Raw genomic sequence first — 24,313 nt, forward strand, 5'->3', positions numbered from 1 at the left:
ATGTCCCCCAAGAGCAGTTTCACCGTCGGCATCGATGTCGGCGGCACCTTCACCGACCTGCTGGCCATCGACCCGGAGACCCGCGAGGTGAAGCTGGCCAAGGTGCCGACCACGGTCGACAACCAGGCCGTCGGGTTCATGGCAGCGCTTGCTTCGGCGAGTCTCGACCCCACCGTGCTGCAGGCCGTGGTGCACGGCACGACCACGACGACCAATGCGCTGCTGGAGCGCAAGATCGCCAAGGTCGGGCTGATCACGACCAGGGGCTTTCGCGACGTGCTCGAGCTGGGGCGTCGCACGCGGCCCCAGCCCTACGGTCTGCGCGGCACGTTCCGGCCGATGATCGACCGCGAGGTGCGCCTCGAAGTGCCGGAACGCATGGACGCCGACGGCAAGGTGCTGACGCCGCTCGACGAGGTTGCCGTCGCCGAGGCGGCAACCAAGCTGCTGGCCCAAGGCTGCGAGGCCGTCGTCATCCATTTCCTGCACAGCTACATCAACCCGGCGCACGAACGGCGCGCGGCGGAGATCGTGCGCGGGCTCTGGCCCAACGCCTATGTCACCGCAGGCCACGTCATCCTGTCGGAGTATCGCGAGTACGAACGTGGCGTGACGGCTGCGGTCAATGCCTCGGTGCAGCCGGTGCTCGACCGCTACCTCTCGCGTCTGCGCAAGGAGCTTGAGGCCAAAGGCTTCGACCGCGACCTGCTGGTGATGCAGGGCAATGGCGGCACGATTTCCTCGCAGCTCATCGCCGAGGCCGCCGTGAATACGGTGATGTCGGGTCCGGCCTCGGGCGTGATGGCGGCGGCTTACACGGGGCGCGCGTCGGGCCATCCCAACCTGATCACCTACGACATGGGCGGCACCTCGACCGATGTCGGCCTGATCGAGAATGCCGTACCGCAGGTTTCGGGCGAGCTGGAGCTGGAATATGCCCTGCCGATCCATGTGCCGATGGTCGATGTCCATACGATCGGAGCCGGCGGCGGCTCGATTGCATCGGTCGATGCGGCGGGCATGCTGCGGGTCGGCCCCGAGAGCGCGGGCGCCCGGCCCGGCCCGATCTGCTACGGCCGGGGCGGGGCCGAACCCACGATCACCGATGCCAACCTGATCCTGGGCCGGCTCAATCCCGACCGGCTGCTGGGCGTCGACAACAAGGTGACGCTGGATCGTGTGCGCGACCTCGTCTTGGAGAAGGTGGGTTCGCGGCTGGGGCTCGACGCCGGGGCGGCGGCCGCCGCAATTCTGCGCATCGCCAACGATCGCATGGCCGGCGCCATCCGGCTGGTATCGCTGTCGCGCGGCCACGATCCTCGCGACTTCGCCCTCTTCGCCTTCGGCGGGGCCGGCCCGTTGCACGCCACGGCGCTTGCGCGCGAGCTTGCCATCCCGACCGTGCTGGTGCCGGCGCGGCCCGGCATCACCAACGCGCTGGGCTGTGTCGTGGCCGACCTGCGCCACGACTATGTGCGCACGGTGAACAAGCCGCTGTCTGCCGTCGACGATGCGACGGTCGCGCGCATCTACGCCGAGCAGGCGGCCGAGGGCGAGGCCACCATTGCACGCGAGGGCGTGCCGGTGCGCGAGCTGCGCCGCGTGCTGGCCGCCGACATGCAGTTCCAGGGACAGAGCCACATTCTGTCCGTTGGGGTGGAAAGCGCGGACATCGGCGTTGCCGGCCTGCACAAGGCTTTTGCCGCGGCCTACTTCCGCCGCTTCGGCATCGAGCTGGCGGAAATCCCGCCGGTGCTTGTGAACCTGCACACCGCCGTGATCGGCGTGCGGCCTGAGATTTCGCTCGGCGCGCTCGCGGCCACGGAACGCGCGCCGACATTGAAGGCAGCGCAGGCCGGCGAGCGGCGCGTCTGGTTCAACGACGGCTGGCGCGAAACGCCGGTCTATGCGCGCGAGAAACTGCCGCTCGATGCAGTCTTCGAGGGACCGGCGATCCTCGAACAGCTCGATTGCACGACCGTCGTCGAGCCCGGCGACAAGGTCCGTCAGGACAAGCTCGGCAATTTGCTGATAACAGTCGGCTAACGAAAAACTTGGAGGACGCCGATGAAGGTGACAGACGTCGCCTGCCATATCCTGCAGTGCAAGGTCGAGAAGCCGTTCGTATCGGCGCGCGGCTGGGTCTATGGCACGCGCGCCTCGTGCGTCGTCGAGATCTCGACCGACGAAGGCATCACCGGCTGGGGCGAATGCTATGGTCCGTCGGCCGTCGCCAAGACGTTCATCGAGACGCAGTTCAAGGCGCGCGTGATCGGCAAGGACCCGTTCGACGTCGAGGCGATCTGGGAAGACCTCTACAACAGGATCAAGGATTACGGCACGACCGGCATGGCGATCTCGGCCATCTCGGGCATCGACATCGCGCTGTGGGACATCATGGGCCGCGCTGTGGGCAAGCCGGTGCACAAGCTGATCGGCGGCGCCTATCGCAGCGAGGTCGTTCCTTACGCGACCGGCCTCTATTTCATCGACATGAATCGGCTGATCGAAGAGGCGGTCGAGGAGGCCCTGGAGTTCAAGAACGACGGCTTCCGCGCCATCAAGATGAAGATCGGCCTGGGCGACCTCAAGCTCGACGCCAAGCGTGTCGCCGCAGTGCGCGAAGCGATTGGGCCGGACGTGAAGCTCGCGGTCGATGCCAATCACTGCTTCTCGGTGCCCAACGCCATCAAGCTCGGCCGCATGCTGGAGGAGCACGACATTCTCTGGTTCGAGGAGCCGATCAGCCCAGAGGATCACGACGGCTACATCGAAGTCACGCGCGCCCTCGACATGGCCGTCGCCGGTGGCGAGAACGATTTCACGCGCTGGGGCTTCCGCGACGTTATCGCGAAGAAGGCAATGGACATAGTGCAGCCCGACCTGTGCGCGGCCGGTGGCTTCTCGGAGTGCCGCAAGATCGCGACCCTGGCATCGGCTTTCGGCGTCGAATGCGTGCCGCATGCCTGGGGCTCGGCCATTGGGCTTGCTGCGACGGTGCAGTTCCTGGCCGCTTTGCCGGACCAGCCGCCGGCGTTCCGGCCAATGCCGCCGATGCTCGAATTCGAGCAGACGCCAAATCCATTGCGCGATCATCTGGCAAAGGAGCCGATCGAGCAGAAGAAGGGCATCGTCCAGGTGCCGACCGGCCCCGGCCTCGGCATCGAGATCGATCGCGAGGTCCTGAAGAAATACAAGGTGGCCTGAGCCATGAAGATCGTCGATGTAAAAGCCTATCCGACCAGCTTCCGTGTCCCTCCCGAGCGGCAGGTGTCGCTGGGTATCGGTACCATGACCAAGCGCGATTGCGTGATGGTGAAGGTGACGACCGAGGATGGCATCGTCGGTTGGGGCGAGAGCCATCATGCGCGCTCGCCGGGCAGCATCGGCCATCTGATCAACACGACGCTCAAGGGCTTCGTGGTGGGCATGGATGCCACGGATACGGTCGGCATATGGGCCAAGATCTACAAGTTCCAGCTCGGCAGCCATGGTATGGGCGCGGCCACCTCGATGGCGATGAGCGGCCTCGACCAGGCGCTGTGGGACATCAAAGGCAAGGCCGTAGGCTGGCCGCTCTACAAGCTGCTGGGCGGCAGCAACCGGCCGGTGAAGGCCTATGCCGGCGGCATCGCGCTGGGCTATCAGGCGCCGGAGGCGCTGGCTGACGAAGCCGCGCCCATGGTCGAAGCGGGCTACAAGGCCCTGAAGCTGCGTGTCGGCGACACGGTGAAAGCCGATATCGCCCGCATGACCGCGGTGCGCCGCCGCTTCGGCGACGACATCGTGCTGCTGACCGACGCCAACACCGGCTACGCGCCGGAAGACGTGCGCCGCGTGATGCCGGCGATGGATGAACTCGGCATCGCCTGGCTGGAGGAGCCGTTCCCGGCGCACGACCATCGCTCCTACGCCATGGCCAAAAGCTGGGGCCGCACGCCGCTGGCGGCCGGCGAGAACCACTACACCCGCTTCGAGTTCCATCGGCTGATCGAGGACGGCAACATCACCGTCCTGCAGCCCGACCTCTCCAAGAGCGGCGGCGTGACCGAGGTGCAGCGCATCGCGGCGGCGGCCTCCATGTGGAAGCTGCCGATCCATCCGCACAGCTCGATGACCGGCCTGAACCATGCCGTGTCGATCCACTTCCTGGCGTCTATCGACAATGGCGGCTACTTCGAGGCCGATCTTTCAGTGGCCAACAAGTTCCGCGACGAGTTGGGCAGCGAGCCCTGGAAGATCGGCGCCGACGGTTGCGTACGCCCGCTCGACAAGCCCGGTATCGGCGTCGAAATCGACGAGAAGTTCCTGATCGCCAACCCGGTGATCGAAGGGCCGGGTTACGTCTGAGGCCGGCTACGTCTCGGGAATAAGGTCCGACGCCTTCTCCGCGATCATGTTGGTCGCGGCGTAGGTATTGCCTGAAACCATCGTCGGCATGCACGAGGCGTCGGCCACGCGCAGGCCCTGCATTCCGACGACGCGCATCGACGCGGGATCGACGACGGCCATCGGGTCGGTCCCGATCTTGGCCGAGCCCACCGGGTGATAGGTCGTCGAGCCGGTGGCGCGGGCGTGCGCCAGCCATTGCTCGTCGGTCTGCACGTCGGGGCCGGGAAAGTTCTCGCGGATCACATAGTCGGCGAGCGGCGGCGTCGCCAGAAGCTTGCGCAAGTACTTCATCGCCGCGAGCAGCGCATCGCGGTCGATCTGATCGGCGAGGTAGTTCGGCTGGATCTCCGGCTTGGCCGTCGGGTCGGCGGTGAGCGCTCTCACATGGCCGGTGCTTTCGGGGCGCAGCTGCGCCGCGCCCAGGGTCATCCCGGGCACCGTATCGAGCACGGTGGTGCCGTAGCGGCCGCCGCCATAGCTTGCCGGCGCGAAGTAGAGCTGCATGTCGGGCGTTTCGAGCCCCGGCCGCGTCCTGAAGTAGCCGCCGGCATGGCTCGGTGCCGTGGTCAGCAGGCCCTTGCGGGTGGCAGCATAGCGCAGGACTTCGCCCACGAGCCTGAGGCCACGGCTGCGTTCGTTGAGGGAGCCCGCCCCCTTCACCAGCGCCGAGACCCGGACCGCGTAGTGGTCGCGGAAGTTGCGGCCGACGCCGGGCAGGGCGTGTTTCACCGCCACGCCGATGGCGGCTAGGTCGTCGGGATTGCCGATACCCGAGAGCTGCAGGAGTTGCGGCGTGTTGATCGCGCCGCCGGCCAAGATGACATCGCGCCGGGCGCGGACCTGCTTCGTCTGTCCATGCTGGCGATAGGTGATGCCCGTGGCCCGCTTCCCGTCGAGGTCCACCCGCTCGACCAGCGCGTGGGTGATGACCTGGACGTTCGGACGTTTCATCGCCGGCTTGAGATAGGCGTCGACCGGACTCCAGCGCAGGCCGTTCCGCATCATGTTCTGGTAGAGAAGCGTGCCTTCCTGATCGCCGCTGTTGTAGTCGGGCGTGCGCTTGAGGCCGAGGGTCTCGTTGGCGGCCATGAAGGCATTCGACAGGACATGCGGATCGCGCTGGTCCTCGATGACCAGCGGTCCATCGCGCCCGCGCACCTCGTCGCTGCCACCCACGCGCGATTCGGCACGCTTGAAATAGGGGAGCACGTCGGTCCACGACCAGCCGCGGCAGCCGAGCTGCGCCCAGGTGTCGTAGTCGGCGGCCTGGCCGCGCACATAGAGATGGCCGTTGATCGAGCCCGAACCGCCCAAAACCTTGCCGCGCGGAAACCTTATCTTGCGGCCGTCGATGTGCGGGCCGGGCGCGGTCTCGTAACCCCAATTGAGCTTGTCGTTGTAGACCGTCTTGTTGAAGCCGGCCGGGACTTTGATCCAGATGTGGTTGTCGTTGCCACCGGCCTCGATCACCGCGACGTTGTTCCTGCCCGAGGCCGAAAGCCGATTGGCCAGCACGCAGCCCGCCGCGCCGGCGCCGACGATCACATAGTCGAACTCTTCCATGGTCGCCTCCTAGGCTGCCACCACCAAAGTCGAAGCGAGCTGGCGCACCGACTTCACCATCGCCATGGCGACCAGCTTGCCGGTCTTGCGGTTCTCCTCGCTGACCGTCACGTCCTCCATGAAGGTGAAGCGGCCGAAGGCGCCCCTGGCTTCAAGTTCGACGATGTGCGTGGTGATCGTCGGATCGGCCACGATCACGACCCGCGTCCTGTCCAGGCCGATTCCGGCGATGGCAGCTGCCGCCGAGATATTGACGTTCTGCGGATAGAGGCGCGCCCCTTCGCGCACCGGACCGTCGAACACAGTGTGCGGCGCCTTCAGTCCGTCTAGGTCCACCAGGGTCTCCGCGACAGTGCCTTTCCAGGCCGACGGGTCCTTGCGCACCGTGACGGTAACGCTGTCGAGCCCGCCGACCGCGGCGCTGCTCAGGATGTCGAGGGCGCCGATGCCGCCCGAGGGCAGGATGAGCTTGCGACCGCTTGCCTTTGCGGCGGCCAGCAGGCGTTCGAACAGGGCCGTGTCGGTGAAAGCCCCGACGGACGTCACCAGGAAATCCGCGCCGCTTTCCAAAACTCTTTGGCCATAGGTGCGTACCGCCTCGTGTCCGGCGCATTCGGCGACGGCGTCGAACTTATTGGCGAAGAAACGGTCGGGCTCGTGAGTAAGCAGGCCCTGGTTACGCGGCCGCTTCACCAGCGCCGCCACGAGATTCAGGTTCTCGATATTGCCGGCCTTCAATGCCGCCTCGACATGCTTGCCGATGGCGCCATAGCCGATCATGCCTAGTTGGACCGTCATGAGAGCTGGGTTTCGATCCAGCGTGCCCAGGCGACCAGCTGGTCGTCGCTGCCATGCTTGCCGACGAGCTGCACCGACAGCGGCAGGCCGAACGGTCCTGTATTGAAGGGCATGGCGATGCACGGAGTGCCGAGCAAGGTCCAGAAACGATTGAAGAGCGGATCGCCGGTACTGCCGAGGCCTGCCGGCGCTTCGCCCTTGGCCGCGGGCGTCAGCAGCAGGTCGAACTTTTCCCAGGCATCGTCGAGCTGACCCACGGCGATGCGTTTGCGCTTCTTGGCATCGGCATACTGTCGCCGGGTTACGGCGTCGCCGTCGACCATCACGCCTTTCATGATGGGCGAGAAGAGGTGTGAGAAGCGGGCGCGTTCCTTGGCGTAGGATTGCGTCGCCTCCTTGGTCATGATGCGGCTCTGCGCCGGCACGAGGCTTGTCCAGTTCTCCGGCGCCCGCCATTCGCGCACTTTGGCGCCGGCGGCACGCAGCGCGCGGGCTGCTTCCTCGATGTTCTTCCTGTTGTAGGGATCGGCTTCGTCCCACCAGGGCGTGCGCACCAGACCGATGCGCGGTGCCTGGCCTCTCGCCGGCGGATCGGCGGGTGCATGGCCGTAGGCGGCGCGGATCAGTGCCAGGTCGTTCGCCTCGCGGGTGAAGAAACCCAGCGTGTCGAGGCTCTTGGCATAAGTCTTCACGCCGGTCATATCGGCCCACCCGTAGGTGCCTTTGTAGGCGACGACGCCGTTGAAGGCGCCGGGGCGGATCACGGAGCCCGCGGTCTGCGTGCCATAGCCCACCGGCGCCATGAAGTCGGCGACGGCGGCGGCCGAGCCGGAGGAGGAGCCGGCCGGCGTGTGGCGGAGATTGTGCGGATTGTGGGTCTTGCCGGCGTGACCGCCCGCGAACTCGGTGGTCACCGACTTGCCGAGCACGATGGCGCCGGCCGCGGTGAGCCGGCTGACGCAGGCGGCATCCTTGCCCACGACGTGATCGCGATAGATCGGCGAGCCGCAGGTGGTGGGCATCGTCTTGGTGGAGATGATGTCCTTCACGGCCAGCGGAATACCGTGCAGCGGGCCGACCGGCCGCGCGCGCTTGTCCAACTGGTCGGCGCGCTTGCGGGCGCCTTCGGGATCGAGCGCTTCCCAGGCATGGACCTGGCCCTCGCGGGCCTCGATGCGATCGAGGCAGGCCTCGACCAGATCGCGCGCCTTGAGCCGCTTCTCGGCCATGCGCCGTACGGCTTCGCTGGCCGAGAGCCTGTTTGGCGATTTCGCCATGCGTTCTTCCCCCTCCCGTATCGTTCGGCGCATGATGGCCGAGCCCAGGACAGAAAGGTAGCCCATGCTCGACGATCCGCCGCTGCTCACGATCAAGGCTGGCTTTCACCGGCCCGATCCTGCCAAGGTCGCGGCCCTGAAAGGCGCGCAGACATCGCATCTCGTCGACGCCATGGATGGCCGCGGCGCACTCGACTGGACCATCAAGCCCTGCGATCCGGAGAACGCCTCGTTCGTGGGCGTCGCGGTGACCTGCCACGCTTATCCGGCCGACAATCTTGCGCTGTTCGGCGCCATGGAGATCGCCCGGCCGGGCGACGTCATCATGTGCGCCAACGATTCCTATCGGCTGACCGCGCTGGTCGGCGATCTGGTGGCTGGCATGATGAAGAATGCCGGCCTTGCCGCCCTGGTCACTGACGGTCTGGCGCGCGACCGCGTCGGCATCGTCGCGGCCGGCCTGCCGCTCTTCTGCGCCGGGATCGTCCCCAACTCGCCGGCCAAGAACGGACCGGGCAGCGTCGGCCTGCCGGTCACGATCGGCGGTGTGCCGGTAAGTTCTGGCGATGTCATCGTGGGCGATGCCGATGGCGTCGTCGTGGTGCCGCAGGCCATCCTCGACGCCACCATCAAGCGGCTGGCCGAGGTCCGCGCGGCCGAGACGAAGGCCGAGGCGGCGGTGAAGGGTGGTGCTAAGATGACGGCGAGCGCGGCTGCGTTGCTCAAATCGCCGCGGGTGCTACGCCTCTAGGAGGAGTCCATGCCGCAAGGTCTGCCGTTCAAGGTTCAGAAGCTCGGTCACGCCGTCGTCTATGTCGCCGATCTGGAGCGTTCCAGGCACTTCTACACGGAGGTGCTGGGCTTCAAGGTGTCGGACAGCTATCCCGGCGCGATGATGCCGGGTGGCATGGTCTTCCTGCGGTGCAATGGCGATCATCACTGCCTGGCATTGGTGGGTGGCCGCGGCGAGGGAGGCGAGGGACCGAAGAGCCTGCACCATCTCGCTTTCGAACTGGCGACGCTCGATGAGGTGTTCCGCGCCCGCGATCACCTCAAGGCGCACGGTGCGAAGCTGGTCTACGAAGGCCGTCGCCGCGCCGGCTGCCAGGTCTCCGTCGAGTTCCTCGATCCTGACGGCCATCACCTCGAACTTTACTGGGGCGTTGACCAGATCGGCTCCGACGACCGTTCCCGGCCGGCCGAGGAGTGGCGCCAGACCGCGACGCTCGAAGACGCCGTGCGCGTGGCTCCGCCGGGCCAGGATACGACACTGCACGATGCCAATCTCAAGGCGCGCGTCGATGGTTGAAAGCACGATGTTCCACGACGGCAATCGTCGCCTCCAGGACCAGTTCGACAGCCGCCGCATTGCCGACCGACTGGTCGAGAAGCTGACCCATACAGAATTCACCGAGAGCGACCGGGCCTTCATCGAAGGCGCGATGTTCTTCTTCCTTGCAACCTCGGACGATCGCGGCCAGCCCGATTGTTCCTTCAAGGGCGGCATGCCGGGTTTCGTGAAGGTGATCGGCCCCGGCGAACTCGCCTTTCCCGACTACGACGGCAATGGCATGTTCAAGAGCCTCGGCAATATCGTGGCCAATCCGAATGTCGGTCTGCTCTTTATCGACATGGGCGAGAAGCCGCGCCGGGTACGCGTCAACGGCGAGGCGACCGTGAGCCGCGACGATCCGCTGATGCAGCGCTTTGCCGGTGCGCAGCTCCTGGTGCGGGTGAAGGCCCGGGCGATCTTCCCCAACTGCCCGCGCTACATCGTGACACCGGGAACGGCGGAGGCGTCCAAGTACGCGCCGCGGCCCAACTATGCGCCGCCGGAGCCCGCCTGGAAGGGCTTCGACGACTTCAGGGACTATATCCATCCCCGGCAGAAGACGCCCAATGGCACTTAGATCCTGATCTCGTCTGGTCCATCAGCGCTCAACGAGAGGGTCGACGCTCTCGCGGTTCCGCGACGCTCTCGGGGGCGGCGAACGTGCCGTACTCGATCGACTGGTACGACGTATCCGATAGCACCATGCGGCGCGGCAGGCCGTCCGCCCGACCGATCCACAGGCTGCTCGAGGTGAATTCCCCGGGCTTCATCGGATTGGGTTGTTTGTACGAGTAGATGTTGACCGCAATGCCATCGCGCGTCTCGGCGCGCGGTCCACTGCAGTCGCTCGGCGGCATGCTCTTCAAGGCCTGCTCGGCCATCTGCTTCCGCCTGTCGAGGTCGAAAGGCACTTTCCGCCAGGGGCCATTGCCGCCTTCGCGGACGTACATCGCGTCCTTGAGCGAGATGCTCTGCATGAGGAGGGCGTCCTTGTCGTAGGTGCTCTGCCGGATGCTGGGCTGCTCGGAGAAGGCGCGCATGGCCTTGAGGAGAGGCTCGCAGGCCGGATCGGCATGGGCGAGGCCGGGGATCAAAAGCAGGGCGGCAGCGGTTGCAAGAAGGCTGGTGGAAAGAAAGCGCATGTCCGAAGTCTCCAGGGCAAAGTCGGCCGTCGCCTTGCGGCAGAGGTCAGCCTATCGCTGTCAGCCTCGGCCTTCCATATCGCGGCTTGGCCGGTCGACGGCGGCAGCCTTTGTCGGCAGTCTCTTTCGGACTGAGTGCGGAGGATCGGCAGTGGGCAAGCGTTTCGCGATCATCGGGGCCGGCATGTCGGGCATCCTGACGGCCATCAAGCTCAAGGAGCGCGGCATCGAGGACTTCGCGATCTACGAGAAGGCCGCGCGACTGGGCGGCACCTGGCGCGACAATACCTATCCTGGCCTGTCGTGCGACGTACCGAGCCATGTCTATGCCTATTCCTTCGAGCTGAAGGGCGACTGGTCGCATCGCTTCTCGCCCGGTGCCGAGATCCAGGGATATTTCGAAGGCGTGGCCAGGAAGTATGGCCTCGACCCATATTTCCGCTTCAACAGCGAAATCGAGCGTGCCGAGTATCGCGACGGCCGCTGGCATCTCGCAATCAAAGGCGGCGCCACCGACGTCGTCGATTTCGTGATCGCGGCGACCGGCGTGCTGCACCATCCCGCCACTCCTGACATTCCGGGGCTCGGTGATTTCAAGGGCGCCTGCTTCCACTCGGCGCGCTGGGATCATTCGATCCCACTCGACGGCAAGCGAGTGGGCATCATCGGCACGGGCTCTACGGCGATCCAGATCGTTCCGGCGTTGGCCGATCGCGTGTCCAAGCTGACGCTGTTCCAGCGCACCGCCCAATGGGTTCTGCCGCTCGCCAATCCGCCCTACAGCGAAGACGAAAAGGCGATGTATCTCGCCTCGCCGCAGAGCCTGCAGCAATCCTACGATTTCTGGTCGGCGCGTTTCGTCGACACGTTCGCGCGTGCCGTGATCGGCGATCAGGACGAGTTGCACAAGATCGAGACCGCCTGCCGCACCAATCTCGAAGAGAACGTGCGCGATCCCGAACTGCGACGGCGGCTGACCCCCAACTACCGGGCGGCCTGCAAGCGGCTGATCATGTCGGATACCTTCTATCCGGCGATGCAGAAGCCGAATGTCGAGCTGGTCACCGAGGGTATCGAACGGATCGAGGCGTCAGGCGTGCGTACCAAGGATGGCGTCCTGCACGAACTCGATGTGCTGGTGCTGGCAACCGGCTTCGACGGCCACGCCTTCCTGCGTCCGATCGACGTGATCGGCGAGGGCGGGCTGAGGCTCGCCGACGCCTGGGCCCAGGCCAACGAGGCCTATCGCTCGGTGGCCATACCGGGCTTTCCGAACTTCTTCATGCTGGTGGGGCCCAACAGTCCGATCGGCAACTTCTCGGTGATCCTGATTTCCGAGCTGCAGCTCGCTTACGTCCTGCAGCTCGTCGGCTTGGTTCTGGATGGCAAGTGCCATGCCGTGGCGCCTTCGCAGGCGGCCACGCGGCGTTTCAATGAGGCGTTGCGCGAAGCCATGAAAGGCACCGTCTGGGTGACCGGCTGCAAGAGCTGGTACCTCGACCGCAACGGCAGTCCGGCACTCTGGCCCTGGAGCTTCGACCGCTTCCGCGCCGAAATGCACGCCCCCGATCTTGCCGATTTCGATCTGGTCGCAAGGCAGGCGGCGACGTCCAGCTAACGCGTCGAGATAGCTTCCCTCCAAAAGAAGCTTGCGGCAGAGCGCGTCGTGCCCGCTATAGTTCGCGAGCGGAGCCGAAGCCCGATCGCCAGATCAAGGCCGTCCGCGCCACGCAGCAATATTGACGTTCACCTGCACGCAGACGCTATGGAGGCCAAGATGGACACGAATGTTGATGATGCCGCGAGTGCATGTCCATTCAGCAAGGCGCAAGGCGGCGCCACGAACCGCGATTGGTGGCCCAATCAGCTGAACCTCCAGGTGCTTCACCAGCACTCGAGCCTGTCCAATCCACTGGGGCAGGCGTTCGACTACGCCAAGGAGTTCAAGAGCCTCGACCTCCAGGCTGTGATCAAGGACCTCCATGCCTTGATGACCCAGTCGCAAGACTGGTGGCCGGCCGACTTCGGCCATTATGGCGGTCTGTTTATCCGCATGGCATGGCACAGTGCCGGCACCTACCGCATCGCCGATGGCCGTGGCGGCGGCGGCCGGGGCCAGCAACGCTTCGCCCCCGTGAACAGCTGGCCCGACAACGCGAACCTCGACAAGGCGCGCCGGCTGCTCTGGCCGATCAAGCAGAAATACGGCCAGAAGCTCTCCTGGGCCGACCTCATCATCCTGACGGGCAACGTCGCGCTCGAATCAATGGGCTTCAAGACATTCGGATTCGGCGGCGGACGCGTGGACACCTGGGAGCCCGACCAGGACATCTATTGGGGGCCCGAAGGCAAGTGGCTGGCCGATGAGCGTTATTCCGGCGATCGCGATCTGGAAAATCCTCTCGGCGCCGTCCAGATGGGCCTTATCTACGTCAACCCGGAAGGTCCGAACGGCAAGCCCGATCCTCTCGCGGCTGCCAGGGACATCCGCGAGACCTTTGCCCGCATGGCCATGAATGACGAGGAGACCGTCGCCCTCATCGCCGGCGGCCATACGTTCGGCAAGACGCACGGCGCCGGCGACGCCACGCTGGTCGGTCCGGAGCCGGAGGGCGCACCGATCGAGCAGCAGGGCCTCGGCTGGAAGAGCAAGTACGGCACAGGCAAGGGCCGAGACGCGATCACCAGCGGCCTCGAAGTCACCTGGAGCCAGACACCGACCAGGTGGAGCAATCACTTCTTCGAGAATCTGTTCGGTCATGAATGGGAGCTGACGAAGAGCCCGGCCGGTGCGCATCAGTGGACGCCGAAGGGCGGCGCCGGTGCCGGCACGGTCCCGGATGCGTTCGATCCCTCGAAGCGGCATCCCCCGTCGATGCTGACGACCGATCTCTCGCTGCGGGTCGATCCGGCCTACGAGAAGATCTCGCGCCGCTTCCTCGAGAACCCGGCCGAGTTTGCCGACGCCTTTGCCCGGGCCTGGTTCAAGCTGACGCATCGCGACATGGGTCCGGTCGTGCGCTACCTCGGGCCGCTCGTCCCGAAGGAAACGCTGATCTGGCAGGACCCGATTCCTGCCGTCGACCACCCGCTGGTCGGAGATCGCGATATCGTCGATCTGAAGGCCAAGATCCTTGCGTCCGGCCTCTCCGTTTCCGAACTGGTCTCGACCGCCTGGGCCTCGGCGTCGACTTTCCGCGGCTCCGACAAGCGCGGCGGTGCCAACGGCGCGCGTATCCGTCTTGCGCCGCAGAAAGACTGGGCGGTCAACCGGCCGGCGCAGCTGGCCGTCGTCCTCGAAAAGCTGGAAGCTGTTCGGGCGGCGTTCAACGGCTCGACGTTCGGCGGCGCAAAGATCTCCCTGGCCGATCTGATCGTCCTGGCCGGCAGTGCGGCAATCGAAAAGGCGGCGAAGGCCGCCGGTCACGATGTGACCGTCCCCTTCACGCCGGGACGCACCGATGCCTCGCAGGAGCAGACGGATGTCCACTCCTTCGCACCACTCGAACCGACCGCCGATGGCTTCCGCAACTATCTTCACGGCAAGTCGCGCCTGTCGGCCGAAGAATTGCTGGTGGATCGGGCGCAGCTCCTCACGCTGACGGCGCCCGAGATGACGGCGCTCGTCGGCGGCTTGCGCGTCCTGAAGGCCGGGCAGCCGGCGCATGGTGTCTTCACCAAGAAGCCGGAGACGCTAACGAACGACTTCTTCGTCAATCTCCTCGACATGGGCACCGAGTGGCAGCCCAGCGCCGGTTCGACCGAGTTGTTCGAAGGGCGCGACCGGAAGACGAACGAGATCAAGTGGACCGGCACGCGCGTCGACCTGATCTTCGGTTCCCATTCCCAGCTTCGGGCGCTTGCCGAAGTCTATGCTTGTGCGGACTCCGGACGGAAGTTCGTGACGGACTTCGTGGCTGCGTGGACCAAGGTCATGAACCTGGATCGCTTCGAAGCCCACTAATCTGCCGGAGAAATCGGCGGAACGTACAGCGCGAGGGGTTGTCCTCCGACGGACAACCCTCAAGCCAGGAACGGCGATGCTCCCTAGCGCTGCGCGCCCATCATCCCCTTGATCTTCTCGCGGCCGCGCTGGAAGGCGACGTAGAGACCGGGGATCACGAAAATGCCGAGGCAGGCGGCGGCGATCATGCCGCCGAACACGGCCGTGCCGACGGCACGCTGCGTGGCGGCACCGGCGCCGGACGCGATCACCAGCGGCACGAGGCCCAGGATGAAGGCGAATGACGTCATCATCACCGCACGGAAGCGCAAGCCTGCCGCCGTGGTGGCCGCCGTCACGACATCCACCCCTTTCTCGCGCTCGGCCATGGCGAACTCGATGATCAGGATGGCGTTCTTGGCGGCCAGCGCGATCAGCACGACGATGCCGATCTGGGCGTAGATGTTGTTATCGAGGCCGGCCAGGAGCAGGGCCGTCATCGCGCCGAACAGGCCGACCGTCACCGACAGCAGGGCGGCGACCGGGATGGCGGTGCTTTCGTAGAGGCCCACCAGGAAGAGGTAGGCGAACACCACGGCCAGACCCAGGATGAAGCCGGTCTGGCCGCTGGCGGCCTTCTCCTGCAGCGCGGTACCTGTCCATTCATAGCCATAGCCTGTGGGCAGGGTGGCCTTCGCGAGCTTCTCCATGGCGGCGATCGCCTGGCCAGACGAGTAGCCGGGAGCTGGGGCGCCGTTCAGCGTCACCGAACGCAGATTGTTGTAGCGCACGATCGAGGACGGCGCCGTCACCATCTCGACGTTGGCGACGGCCTGCAGCGGCACCAGTTCGCCGCTGGCCGAGCGCACGCGCACACGAAACACGTCGTTCACCGTCTTTCGATCCGATGCCTCGGCCTGGACCTTTACCTGCCAGGTACGGCCGAACAGGTTGAAGTCGTTGGTATAGGTGCCGCCCATCGAGGTCTGCAGAGCCGAGAAGATGTCGGCGATGCTGACTCCGAGAGCCTGGGCGCGTTCGCGGTCGAGCTTGAGATTGATCTGCGGCGTCGAGGCCCCGTAGGTCGTGAACACGCTGGCGAGTTCCGGTACCTGCTGAGCCGCGACCATCATGCCGCGCGCGACGGCAGCCAGCTCGGTCGGCGGTGCGCCGGTGAGCGTCTGGAGCTGAAACTCGAAGCCCGAGGAATTGCCCAACCCCATGATCGGCGGCAGGTTGAAGGCGAAGACGTTGGCGGCCGCGATCTGGCTGAAGGCGATGTTCAGCTCCTTGAGGGCGCTGAACACCGAGAGGTTGGCGTCCTTGCGCTGGTCGAAGGGCTTGAGGGCGACGACCACCAGTGCGCGGTTGGGAAGCGCCAGCCCGTCGAGCAGGCTGTAGCCCGAGACGGTAAATACGCTCTGCAGCCAGGGCTTGCCCTGGATCGTCTTCTCGACCTGGTCGACGGCGCCCAAGGTGCGGTTGGTCGAGGCGGCGTCGGGCAGCTGGATCTCGGCCATGAAGGCTCCCTGGTCCTCGTCGGGCAGGAAGCCCGAGGGGACCATCGAGCCGATGCCGCCGGTCGCGACCACGAAGCCGCCCACCAGCAACAGGGCCACGATGCCGCGCCGCGCCAGTGGCGTGACGATGCGGACATAGCCATCGCGCGTCCTGTCGATGCCGTTCTGCATCCAGGCGATGACGCCTGTCGGCTTCTTCTTGTGGCGCAGGACCAGCGAACAAAGGGCCGGCGACAGCGTCAGCGCGTTGATCGCCGAGATCACCATCGAGACCGAGACGGCGACGGCGAACTGCGAATAGAGCTGGCCGGCGATGCCGGGAATGAAGGCGGTCGGAATGAAGACCGAGAGCAGCACCAGGGTGATGGCGATGATCGGGCCGGTGACCTGCCCCATGGCCTTCTCGGTCGCCTCGGCCACCGTAAGGTTGGGTTCGTGCTCCAATATGTGCTCGACCGCTTCGACCACGACGATGGCGTCGTCGACCACGATGCCGATCGCCAGCACTAACGCCAGCAGCGAAATGGTGTTGGCCGAGAAGCCGAAGGCCAGCATGACGGCGAAAGTGCCGATCAGGGCCACCGGCACGGCGACAATCGGAATGATGGTGGCCCGCAGGTTGCCCAGGAAGATGAAGACCACGATGGCGACCAGCACGAAGGCTTCGATCAGCGTGTGGATGACGCTTTCGATGGTGGCCTTCACGAACACGGTCGTGTCGTACATCACGTCGTAGGCGACATCGTCGGGGAAGCGCGGCTCCAGCTCCTTCATCGCCTTCCGGACGCCCTCGGCGGTGGCGAGCGCGTTGGCGCCGGGGAGCTGGAAGATCTGGATGCCCGAGGCCGGTTGGCCGTTGTAGCGGCCGACCGAATCGCTGTTCTTGGCGCCCAGCTCGACGCGGGCGACGTCCTTGACCCGTACCAGCGCACCGTCGGCCTGGGCGCGCACCACGATATTCTCGAACTCTTCGACCGTGGTGAGGCGGCCCTGGGTGGTGATGTTGAGCTGGAAGTCGACATCGTTCATCAGCGGCGCGGCGCCGACCAGGCCGACCGCGGCCTGCACGTTCTGCGCCTGGACCGCCTTCACCACGTCGTCGGGGGTGATGTTGAGGCTCGCCAGCCGTTCCATGTTCAGCCAGACGCGCATGGAGTAGTCGAGCGCACCGAACAGGGAGGCATTGCCGACGCCCGGCACGCGGCGCAGCGTGTCGAGCAGGTTGATGGTTGCGAAATTGGACAGGAACAGGCCGTCGCGGCTGCCCTTGGGCGAATGGATGGCGATGACCTGCAGCAGCGCCGAGGATTGCTTGCGCGTGGTGACGCCGTTGCGCTGGACTTCCGGCGGCAGCAGGGCGATGCCTTGGTTCACCCGGTTGGTGACGTTGACGGTATTGAGGTCCGGGTTGGAACCGACCTCGAAGCTGACCGTGAGTTGGTAGCTGCCGTCGCCGCCCGAGGTCGATTTCATGTAGAGCATGCGCTCCACGCCGTTGACCTGGGCCTCGATGACCTGGGCGACGCTCTCCTCGACCGCCTGCGCGGAGGCGCCGGGGTAGGTGGCGTTGACGGTGACCTGCGGCGGCACGATGTCGGGAAACTGCGCCACCGGCAGCGCCGTGAGCGCAATGGCGCCGGCGATGCTGATGACCGTCGAGATGACGAAAGCCAGCCGTGGGCGGCGGATGAACAGCGACGAGATCGTCATGATGTGGCGTCTCTCGGCTTACTGTTTCTGGGCCGTTGGCGGCGCGGGGCTCGGATTGACCGTCATGCCCGGCCGCACCCGCTGCTGACCTTGCACGATCACCTTTTCGCCGGCCTTGAGGCCGTCGGTGATGGCGACCAGGCCGTCGCGCGACACGCCGGTCTTCACTCGCCGCTGCTCGGCGACGTTCTTGTCGTTCACCACGAACAAGTAGGCACCGCCTTGGTCCTGCGCGATTGCGGCCTGCGGTACAGCAAGTGCCATCGGCGGCTTCTCGCCCTCGATGATCACGCGGACGGTCTGGCCATCGGTCAGGAGGCCCTCCTTGTTATCGAAGGTGGCGCGGGCCAGCTGAGTGTCGGTCTTGGGATCGACGGTGACGTCGAGGAAGTCGATCTTGCCCTTGCCGGCGTACAGGCTGCCGTCGGCCAGCCTGAGCAGAGCCACGATTCCTTCGCCGCTTGCGCCGCCGGCGGGGCCGGCGCCACGCCGGGCATCGAGCAGTTCCCGCTGGGTCACGGGGAAGAGCACGCGGATCGGGTGCTCGCTGACCACCGTGGCCAGCACGCCGGAATCGGGGCTGACGAGGTTGCCGGGAGAGAAGGCGGCACGGCCGATGCGGCCGTCGATCGGCGATTTGATCTGGGTGTAGGAAAGCTGGATCTCGGCGTCGCGGAGCTGGGCCTTGGCGTCCTCGAGCTGGGCCTTGGCCTGGAGCTGCTCGGAGAGCCGCTGATCGTAGGTCGCCTGCGTTCCGGTATTGGTCCGCAGCAGCTCGGAAGCGCGCCGCAGGGCCAGATCCGCATTGGTCAGGGCCGCGGTCGCTGCGTCCCGCTGGGCGATCTTCTGGTCGACCGCGGCCTGGTAGGTCTCGGGCTCGATGGTGAAGACCACCTGGCCGGCCTTAACTTGGTCACCGTCGCTGAACTTGCGGGGACCGAGGAAGCCCTTTACCCGTGCACGCAGCTCGACCTTGTCGACGGCGGCAGCGCGGCCGATGAATTCGGCCTGGTCGGCGATCGGACGTTCGGCTGCGGCCTCCACCAGGACGGCCGGCGGCGGTGCGGTTTGTTGTGCCGACGCTATCGTGGAGAAGGCAACCACGAGGCCCGTTACGGCCAGCATCCAGGCCGTTGAACGTCGGTCTTTCATTGTCTTCGCCCTCACTCGAACCTAACGTCCAAACACTGCCTTAATTCAACTGGAGGGTCACGGTATTTCCCCGGGCCCGGCGTTGCCGTGGCGCTATCACGATGCGTGAAGGAAGAGGAGCAAGGAATGGCGTTGTTGCATTGGTTGGCTGTTGCGCTCGTAGCGGCGTGCACCACGGCGTCTTTCGACGTGGCAGCGCAAACGCCCGCACCGGCGCAGCAAGGCCAGATGCAGCGCGGCAATTTCGGCAATCCCGCCGAGTACGACAGCTACATGACGGCTCTGAACACCCAGGATCCGTCAAGGCGCGCCACGGCGATGGAAGTGTTCATCGCCTGGTATCCGGGCAGCGTCCTGCGCATAGACGCCTACGAGCAGGCCATCGCTGCCTGGCATGCCGCCGGCCAGCCAGCCAAGGCCGATGTGCTGGGCGTGAAACTCCTCCAGATCGACCCCGACAATGTCCGCGCGTTGGCCAACAGCGCCTATGTCGGCCGCCTCAAGGCCTCGGGTGGCGAGACTGCGGCGCTGGCGCCGGCGGTTGCTGCCGCCGAACGCGGTCTTGCCGTGCTGCCGAAATGGCAGAAGCCGCCGCTGCTCGACGATGCGGGCTTTGAGCGTGTGAAGGAACAGATCGCCGGGGTGTTCAATGGCGTGCTGGGTTTTGCCGCCCTGCAGGCCAAGGACTACGAGAAGGCGCGCAAGTATTATCGTCTGGCCGTTGCGGCCGATCCCACGAATCTGCAGGACGTCTACCAGTTCTCGGTATCGCAACTCGAGGACATGCCGGTCGATGCGCTGGGCTTCTGGTACGGGGCGCGCGCGATCGCGATTGCCAAGGCGGCGAAGAACGACTCGGCGGCGCAGGACATCGACCGCTACGTCCGTTCGCGCTATCGTACCTACCGCGGCAACGAGCAGGGCTGGAACCAGATCGTCCAGCGTGTCGTCGCTGGCGAGAAGGCGCCGCCGGAGAATTTCAAGAAGTCGATCCCGCGCGCCATGACGCCGCCGGAGCAGGCTCTGCAGCTTCTCGAGGACAACGATCCGGCGTCACTCTCGTTCGCCGAATGGGCGCTGGTGCTCCGTCATCGCGACTTCAGCCCTGCCAACAAGGCGGCGGCCGAGAAAGTGTGGAAGGCAATCAACGACAAACAGCAGGCGGGCGGGCGACTCAAGGTGCCGCTGAAAGTACTCGCCGCAAATCCCGACCGCATCGAAGCCGCGATTACCGAAGAGGCGCAGAAGGATAGCGTCGTGGAACTCGAGATCGTCATGGCGCGGCCGCTCAGCCCGCTGCCGGCGGTCGGTTCCAAGATCGCCATGCTCGGCGTGCTGAGCGAATATCGCCCGCAACCCTTCCTGTTTCGCCTGACCCGCGGCGAACTCGCGCCCGAGTCCATGCCGGTCGCCGGCGGCCCTTGCGCCGATCCCCGGCCGCAGATGTGCACGCAGGATTACCGGCCGGCCTGCGGTACACGCCGTGACGGCAGCCGACAGACCTACAGCAATGCCTGCTCCGCCTGCAGCGACGCGCAGGTCATGACCCAAGCCGCCGGCGCCTGCCCATAACAAAAAGCCCGGAGCTCTTGCTGGCTTCTGCCAATCCTGATACTTAAGTGAATGCTTAACTATCAGGCGGCGATGCCGGCCCCTCTCGATCTTGCCTTTCAGGCCCTGGCCGATCCGACCCGGCGGGTGATGGTCGAGCGGCTGAGCCAGGGCCCGGCCTCGGTCAGCGAACTGGCCCGGCCGCTGGACATGACTCTGTCGGCGGTTGTGCAGCATCTCGCGGTTCTGGAGACGAGCGGCCTGGTCCGTTCGCAGAAAGTCGGCCGCGTCCGGACCTGCCGGATCGAGCCGCAGATGTTCACGGCGGCCGAGCGGTGGCTGAGCGAGCGGCGCGCGAGTTGGGAACGCCGGTTCGACCGCCTGGGCGCGTTTCTCGCCGAGACGGAAGCCGGTGACGGCCCCTCAACGTCATCAGCCGCACCGGGCATCCGGCGCCAGAGGAAGAAGACATGATCGAACGATCCGCCATTCCCGCCACCTTCACCATCGAGCGCCACTATCCGGCCAAGCCGGCCCGCGTCTTCGCCGCCTGGGCGAGCGTCGAGGCCAAGGCGCGATGGGCCTATTGCGACGAAGCCTGGAAACCCCAACTGCATGAACTCGATTTCAGGGTTGGCGGCCGCGAGCGCGCCATCACCGGCCCGGCCGGCGGCACGCGCCACATCTTCGAAGCGGTCTACTGGGACATCGTGCCGGACGAGCGGATCATCTTCTCCTACGACATGCATCTCGACGCACGGCGCATCTCCGTCTCGCTGTCGACCATCGAATTCCTCGCCGAAGCCGGCGGCACGCGCATGCGCTTCACCGAGCAGGGCGTGTTCCTCGACGGCTATGACGACATCGCCGGCCGCGAGGAAGGCACCCGGATCGGCCTCGACAATCTCGAACGCATGCTGCGGCACGCCGAAGCTGCCTGAAGGAGAGCATCATGACCAAGCGATCGACCGTCCATGCGACCTTCACCATCGAGCGGCACTTTCCCTCGTCGCGGGAGAAGGTGTTCCGGGCCTACTCTGATGCCAAATCCAAGGCGAAGTGGTTCGTCGGACCGGAGGATTGGGAGCGCTCGGACCACAAGCTCGACTTCCGTGAAGGCGGCCGCGAGAGCGTAAGCGGCGGCCCGCCGGGCCAGCCGGTGCACTACTTCAACGGCCTCTATCAGGACATCGTGCCGAACGAGCGCATCGTGATGAGCTACGAGATGCACATGGACGAGACGCGCATCAGCGTGTCGCTGGGCACGACCGAATTCAAAGCCGACGGCAAGGGCACCAGGCTCGTCTATACCGAGCAGATCGTCTTTCTCGACGGCCACGATCATCTTGCCGCCCGTGAGGAAGGCACAGGCGCCCTGTTCGACAATCTCGCAGCCGCGCTCGAACGCAAGGCGCAAGCGGCGTGACGACTGCGGCTTCCCCGGTTCGTTCCGTCGAACACGGCACGATCTGCCTGGAGCGTGTCTACAAGGCCGCTCCTGCGCGGGTTTTCGCCGCCTGGGCCGAACCCGCAGCGCGCGCCAAGTGGGACGTGCCTGGTCGTTGGATCATCGCCGAGCAGACGTTCGATTTTCGAGAGGGCGGGTACGAGGTGAAGCGCTTCGGGCCTCAGGATGATCCGCGGTTCGTCGCCGAGACCCGTTATGTCGATATCGTTCCCGAGCGGCGCATCGTCTACGCCTACGGGATGACGAGCGGCGGGGAGAGGATTTCGGTTTCTCTGACGACCGTCGAATTCTCGCCGTCAGCCGGTCGCACGCGCCTTGTGCTGACGGAACAAATCGCCTTCCTCGACGGTCGCGACAACGCGATCAACCGCGAGGAAGGTCTCTCTTCGATGCTGGACAAGATCGGGCTCGGCCTCTGAGCCCGGCTGTCTTGCGGAATCAGTGCGCCATCAGCAGCGGCACGCGGCAGGACGAAATCACCTTGCCGGTGGCGCCGCCCATGCCGAGGAAGCTCATGACCTGGCCGCGGCCATAGGCGCCCATCACCACGAGGTCGGCACCCTTGCCGTGCGTGTAGTCGAGCAGGGCACGGCCACGGGCGCGGCCCGAGACGGCGCCGGGATCGATCGCGTCGATTGTCGTGGTGATGCCGTGACGGCCGAGGTTGCGGGCGAGATAGGAAGCGCCGACATCGTCCGCCTTGGAGCCGACCACCAGTATGGTGATGCTCGAAGCCTTCTGCAGGAACGGCAGAGAGTATTCGACGGCGCGCGCCGCCTGAAAGCTGCCGTTCCACGCCACGATGATCGAGCCGAAACCGCCCTCACCGGCATTCGGGGGCGCAATCATGACGGCACGGGCGCATTCATGGATCGCAGCCTCGACGGTGGCCGGGGCCACGTTCTCCGGATCGGAACCTGGGCGGCCGAGCACCAGCAGGTCCGAGCACCGGCCCATGGCGACCAGCGTGTCGAGCGTCGCTGTCTGCGCGGCGGTGTAGGTGGAGCCCTTGTTGGCACCGAGCAGCTCCTTGTAGACGCGCTCGGATTCCTTGGCGCGGGCTTCAAGGCGCTCGTCGTCGAGGTTCATGATCAGGGGCATCGCCTCGCCGCTCATCGCGAGACCGCCGACCGCGCCACCGGCGGGACCCACGGGCAAATGCAACGCGTCGACCGTACCGTCGAAGATGCCGGCCACCCGGCTGGCCAGCCGGAACGACATTGCAGCATCGGGACCGCCTTCGGACACGGCCAGAATCGACTTGAACATGAAATTCCCCCAGACCACCACTTTAAGGACGCGCGATTAAGGAGCGATGCCGGGCGCGGTGCAAGCCGAACCTTTCGATCGGCGGCTCGCCAACGCGGCTGTCTAGCGCCGCGCTGCCTGGGCGAGGGCGGTCATGATCTCGGCGGCGCCGCCTAGTTCCTGGCCAGCCCTGCGCGCGCCGGCGAGCACTTCATCGAGGGAACGTCCATTGGCGAGCGATGCTGCGCCCCAGAGCAGGGCCGAGCGCATGCCGCTCTTGCAGAAGGCCGCGATCTTGCCGTCGCCCTCCGCCAGCAGGTCGGCGAAGGCGCGAACCTGATCGGGAGTGGCGCGCGGTCCGGAGAAGGGCAGGTCGAGGAACTTCAGCCCGGCCGCCGTGGCGGCCTTGTCGAGATCGGCGGTTCGCGGCTGGCCGAAGATCGCCTCGCGATCGGGCCGGTTGTTGATCACCACGACGAAACCCGCTGCGGCAAGCTCCTGCATGTCGGCCGGCGCGAGCTGGCCGGTGAGGGCGACACGGTCGTCGGCCATGGGCAGGGAAAGGCTCATGCCGCGAGCTCGCGCTTGCGGATCCAGTGAATGAACGGCAGCGCCAGCAGCACCATCCAGAGCTTGCCGACGATCTGGCCCGCGAGATAGTCGAGGCTGCCGAAGGCCAGCCACAGGAAAAGAATGCTGTCGGCCACCAGGCCGACGATGCTGCTGGCCAGCACGGCCAGCACGAGGCCTCGCGACTGCAGGGGTGTGTAGACGGCGAAGTCGGCAAGCTCCGACAGCAGGAACGCAGTCGCCGACGCGACCAGGAGCTGAGGCGGCGCGATCGCGCCTGAGAGCGCGGCTCCGGCGACGATGGCGATCAGCGCCACGCCGCGGCCGAGGCGGCGCTGCACCATGTCGCGCAGGACCAGCGCCAGGCCGATCATCAACACGCCCGATGGCGCCATCAGCGCGTGACCATCGGGGCCCCACGGCGCCACCGGCACCAGGCACGGACCTTGAGGGATGCAGACCGTGCCGACATGGCCGATCATCCAGTTGGCGAGGGGGATACAGGCGATGAAGCCCAAGAAATAGGCCAAGGCTTCGATCTTGCGCCGGGCGACGGGACTCATGCCGGCGCTCCTAGCAGGTCTGGCGCAGGGAGGGAACTCGCCCATTTGGCAGGCGTTTTCTGCACGCGCATACTATTGCGCAC

The 24,313-nt window shown here is 65.9% G+C and carries 22 protein-coding genes; 13 read left to right on the forward strand and 9 right to left on the reverse strand.

The genetic code is table 11. The features are described 5' to 3' along the window. The 3 genes from BN60_RS26905 to BN60_RS26915 are packed head-to-tail and all read left to right on the forward strand — an operon-like array spanning position 1 to position 4,350. The gene (locus BN60_RS26905) at positions 1 to 2,046 is read left to right on the forward strand and encodes a hydantoinase/oxoprolinase family protein (protein ID WP_020699294.1); all 2,046 of its coding nucleotides are present in this window, start codon (positions 1 to 3) and stop codon (positions 2,044 to 2,046) included. 21 nt (positions 2,047 to 2,067) lie between these two features. Beyond that, the gene (locus BN60_RS26910) at positions 2,068 to 3,207 is read left to right on the forward strand and encodes a mandelate racemase/muconate lactonizing enzyme family protein (protein WP_020699295.1); all 1,140 of its coding nucleotides are present in this window, start codon (positions 2,068 to 2,070) and stop codon (positions 3,205 to 3,207) included. Between the two features lie 3 nt (positions 3,208 to 3,210). Next, entirely contained in the window at positions 3,211 to 4,350 is a 1,140-nt protein-coding gene (locus tag BN60_RS26915) for a mandelate racemase/muconate lactonizing enzyme family protein (RefSeq protein ID WP_020699296.1), read from the forward strand. A gap of 6 nt (positions 4,351 to 4,356) precedes the next feature. Here the strand turns inward: BN60_RS26915 and BN60_RS26920 are convergent, their stop codons facing one another. Genes BN60_RS26920 through BN60_RS26930 form a run of 3 tightly spaced genes read right to left on the reverse strand, consistent with a single transcriptional unit; the run spans position 4,357 to position 8,030 of the window. Then, positions 4,357 to 5,955 (reverse strand): GMC family oxidoreductase, encoded by a 1,599-nt coding sequence (locus BN60_RS26920; protein WP_020699297.1) that lies wholly within the window; start codon positions 5,953 to 5,955, stop codon positions 4,357 to 4,359. Positions 5,956 to 5,964: 9 nt separating this feature from the next. After that, the gene (locus BN60_RS26925; protein ID WP_051150195.1) at positions 5,965 to 6,753 is read right to left on the reverse strand and encodes an aspartate dehydrogenase; all 789 of its coding nucleotides are present in this window, start codon (positions 6,751 to 6,753) and stop codon (positions 5,965 to 5,967) included. After that, a complete protein-coding gene (locus BN60_RS26930) occupies positions 6,750 to 8,030 on the reverse strand; it encodes an amidase (protein ID WP_020699299.1) in 1,281 nt (426 codons plus the stop codon). Before BN60_RS26930 ends, BN60_RS26925 begins: the two co-directional genes overlap by 4 nt. A gap of 64 nt (positions 8,031 to 8,094) precedes the next feature. Here BN60_RS26930 and BN60_RS26935 point away from each other — a divergent pair, with 64 nt between their 5' ends. From BN60_RS26935 to BN60_RS26945, 3 genes are read left to right on the forward strand one after another with little or no spacing between them, the layout of a single operon-like run. Continuing rightward, a complete protein-coding gene (locus BN60_RS26935) occupies positions 8,095 to 8,781 on the forward strand; it encodes an RraA family protein (RefSeq protein ID WP_020699300.1) in 687 nt (228 codons plus the stop codon). 9 nt (positions 8,782 to 8,790) lie between these two features. Continuing rightward, entirely contained in the window at positions 8,791 to 9,339 is a 549-nt protein-coding gene (locus tag BN60_RS26940; protein ID WP_020699301.1) for a VOC family protein, read from the forward strand. Continuing rightward, a complete protein-coding gene (locus BN60_RS26945) occupies positions 9,332 to 9,940 on the forward strand; it encodes a pyridoxamine 5'-phosphate oxidase family protein (RefSeq protein ID WP_043284367.1) in 609 nt (202 codons plus the stop codon). The genes BN60_RS26940 and BN60_RS26945 overlap by 8 nt, the downstream gene beginning before the upstream one ends. Before the next feature lie 28 nt (positions 9,941 to 9,968). Here the strand turns inward: BN60_RS26945 and BN60_RS26950 are convergent, their stop codons facing one another. Continuing rightward, the gene (locus tag BN60_RS26950) at positions 9,969 to 10,505 is read right to left on the reverse strand and encodes a hypothetical protein (RefSeq protein ID WP_020699303.1); all 537 of its coding nucleotides are present in this window, start codon (positions 10,503 to 10,505) and stop codon (positions 9,969 to 9,971) included. A 151-nt stretch (positions 10,506 to 10,656) separates the two neighbouring features. Between BN60_RS26950 and BN60_RS26955 the strand changes: the two genes are divergently transcribed. Then, entirely contained in the window at positions 10,657 to 12,123 is a 1,467-nt protein-coding gene (locus tag BN60_RS26955) for a flavin-containing monooxygenase (protein ID WP_020699304.1), read from the forward strand. Between the two features lie 159 nt (positions 12,124 to 12,282). Continuing rightward, the gene (katG, locus tag BN60_RS26960) at positions 12,283 to 14,469 is read left to right on the forward strand and encodes a catalase/peroxidase HPI (RefSeq protein ID WP_043286962.1); all 2,187 of its coding nucleotides are present in this window, start codon (positions 12,283 to 12,285) and stop codon (positions 14,467 to 14,469) included. An 83-nt stretch (positions 14,470 to 14,552) separates the two neighbouring features. Here the strand turns inward: katG and BN60_RS26965 are convergent, their stop codons facing one another. Both BN60_RS26965 and BN60_RS26970 read right to left on the reverse strand, forming a co-directional pair. Then, positions 14,553 to 17,678 (reverse strand): efflux RND transporter permease subunit, encoded by a 3,126-nt coding sequence (locus BN60_RS26965; RefSeq protein ID WP_020699306.1) that lies wholly within the window; start codon positions 17,676 to 17,678, stop codon positions 14,553 to 14,555. Between the two features lie 18 nt (positions 17,679 to 17,696). Next, the gene (locus BN60_RS26970; protein ID WP_043284370.1) at positions 17,697 to 18,830 is read right to left on the reverse strand and encodes an efflux RND transporter periplasmic adaptor subunit; all 1,134 of its coding nucleotides are present in this window, start codon (positions 18,828 to 18,830) and stop codon (positions 17,697 to 17,699) included. A 126-nt stretch (positions 18,831 to 18,956) separates the two neighbouring features. On the opposite strand from BN60_RS26970, the gene BN60_RS30625 reads away from it, so the two are divergent. The 5 genes from BN60_RS30625 to BN60_RS26995 are packed head-to-tail and all read left to right on the forward strand — an operon-like array spanning position 18,957 to position 22,268. Beyond that, positions 18,957 to 20,402, forward strand: a complete 1,446-nt coding sequence (locus tag BN60_RS30625; protein WP_020699308.1) for a tetratricopeptide repeat protein — start codon at positions 18,957 to 18,959, stop codon at positions 20,400 to 20,402. A gap of 51 nt (positions 20,403 to 20,453) precedes the next feature. After that, positions 20,454 to 20,855 carry an ArsR/SmtB family transcription factor gene (locus BN60_RS26980; RefSeq protein WP_020699309.1) on the forward strand — a complete coding sequence of 134 codons (402 nt, stop codon included), beginning with the start codon at positions 20,454 to 20,456 and terminating at the stop codon, positions 20,853 to 20,855. Then, positions 20,852 to 21,322, forward strand: coding sequence for an SRPBCC family protein (locus BN60_RS26985; protein WP_020699310.1), 471 nt, complete (start codon positions 20,852 to 20,854; stop codon positions 21,320 to 21,322). Before BN60_RS26980 ends, BN60_RS26985 begins: the two co-directional genes overlap by 4 nt. An 11-nt stretch (positions 21,323 to 21,333) precedes the next feature. Continuing rightward, positions 21,334 to 21,807 (forward strand): SRPBCC family protein, encoded by a 474-nt coding sequence (locus BN60_RS26990; RefSeq protein WP_020699311.1) that lies wholly within the window; start codon positions 21,334 to 21,336, stop codon positions 21,805 to 21,807. Continuing rightward, entirely contained in the window at positions 21,804 to 22,268 is a 465-nt protein-coding gene (locus BN60_RS26995) for an SRPBCC domain-containing protein (protein WP_020699312.1), read from the forward strand. Before BN60_RS26990 ends, BN60_RS26995 begins: the two co-directional genes overlap by 4 nt. 19 nt (positions 22,269 to 22,287) lie before the next feature. Here the strand turns inward: BN60_RS26995 and BN60_RS29295 are convergent, their stop codons facing one another. The 3 genes from BN60_RS29295 to BN60_RS27010 all read right to left on the reverse strand — a co-directional run bounded on the left by BN60_RS29295 (position 22,288) and on the right by BN60_RS27010 (position 24,230). After that, on the reverse strand, positions 22,288 to 23,118 hold the full coding sequence (locus BN60_RS29295) for a universal stress protein (protein WP_020699313.1): 831 nt from the start codon (positions 23,116 to 23,118) through the stop codon (positions 22,288 to 22,290). Between the two features lie 102 nt (positions 23,119 to 23,220). Continuing rightward, positions 23,221 to 23,667 carry a protein tyrosine phosphatase family protein gene (locus BN60_RS27005; protein ID WP_051150196.1) on the reverse strand — a complete coding sequence of 149 codons (447 nt, stop codon included), beginning with the start codon at positions 23,665 to 23,667 and terminating at the stop codon, positions 23,221 to 23,223. After that, positions 23,664 to 24,230: a VUT family protein gene (locus BN60_RS27010; RefSeq protein WP_020699315.1), complete on the reverse strand. Its 567-nt coding sequence runs from the start codon at positions 24,228 to 24,230 to the stop codon at positions 23,664 to 23,666. Before BN60_RS27010 ends, BN60_RS27005 begins: the two co-directional genes overlap by 4 nt. Positions 24,231 to 24,313 lie beyond the last annotated feature (83 nt).

It is taken from the genome of Reyranella massiliensis 521, assembly GCF_000312425.1.
Taxonomy (GTDB): Bacteria; Pseudomonadota; Alphaproteobacteria; order Reyranellales; family Reyranellaceae; genus Reyranella; species Reyranella massiliensis.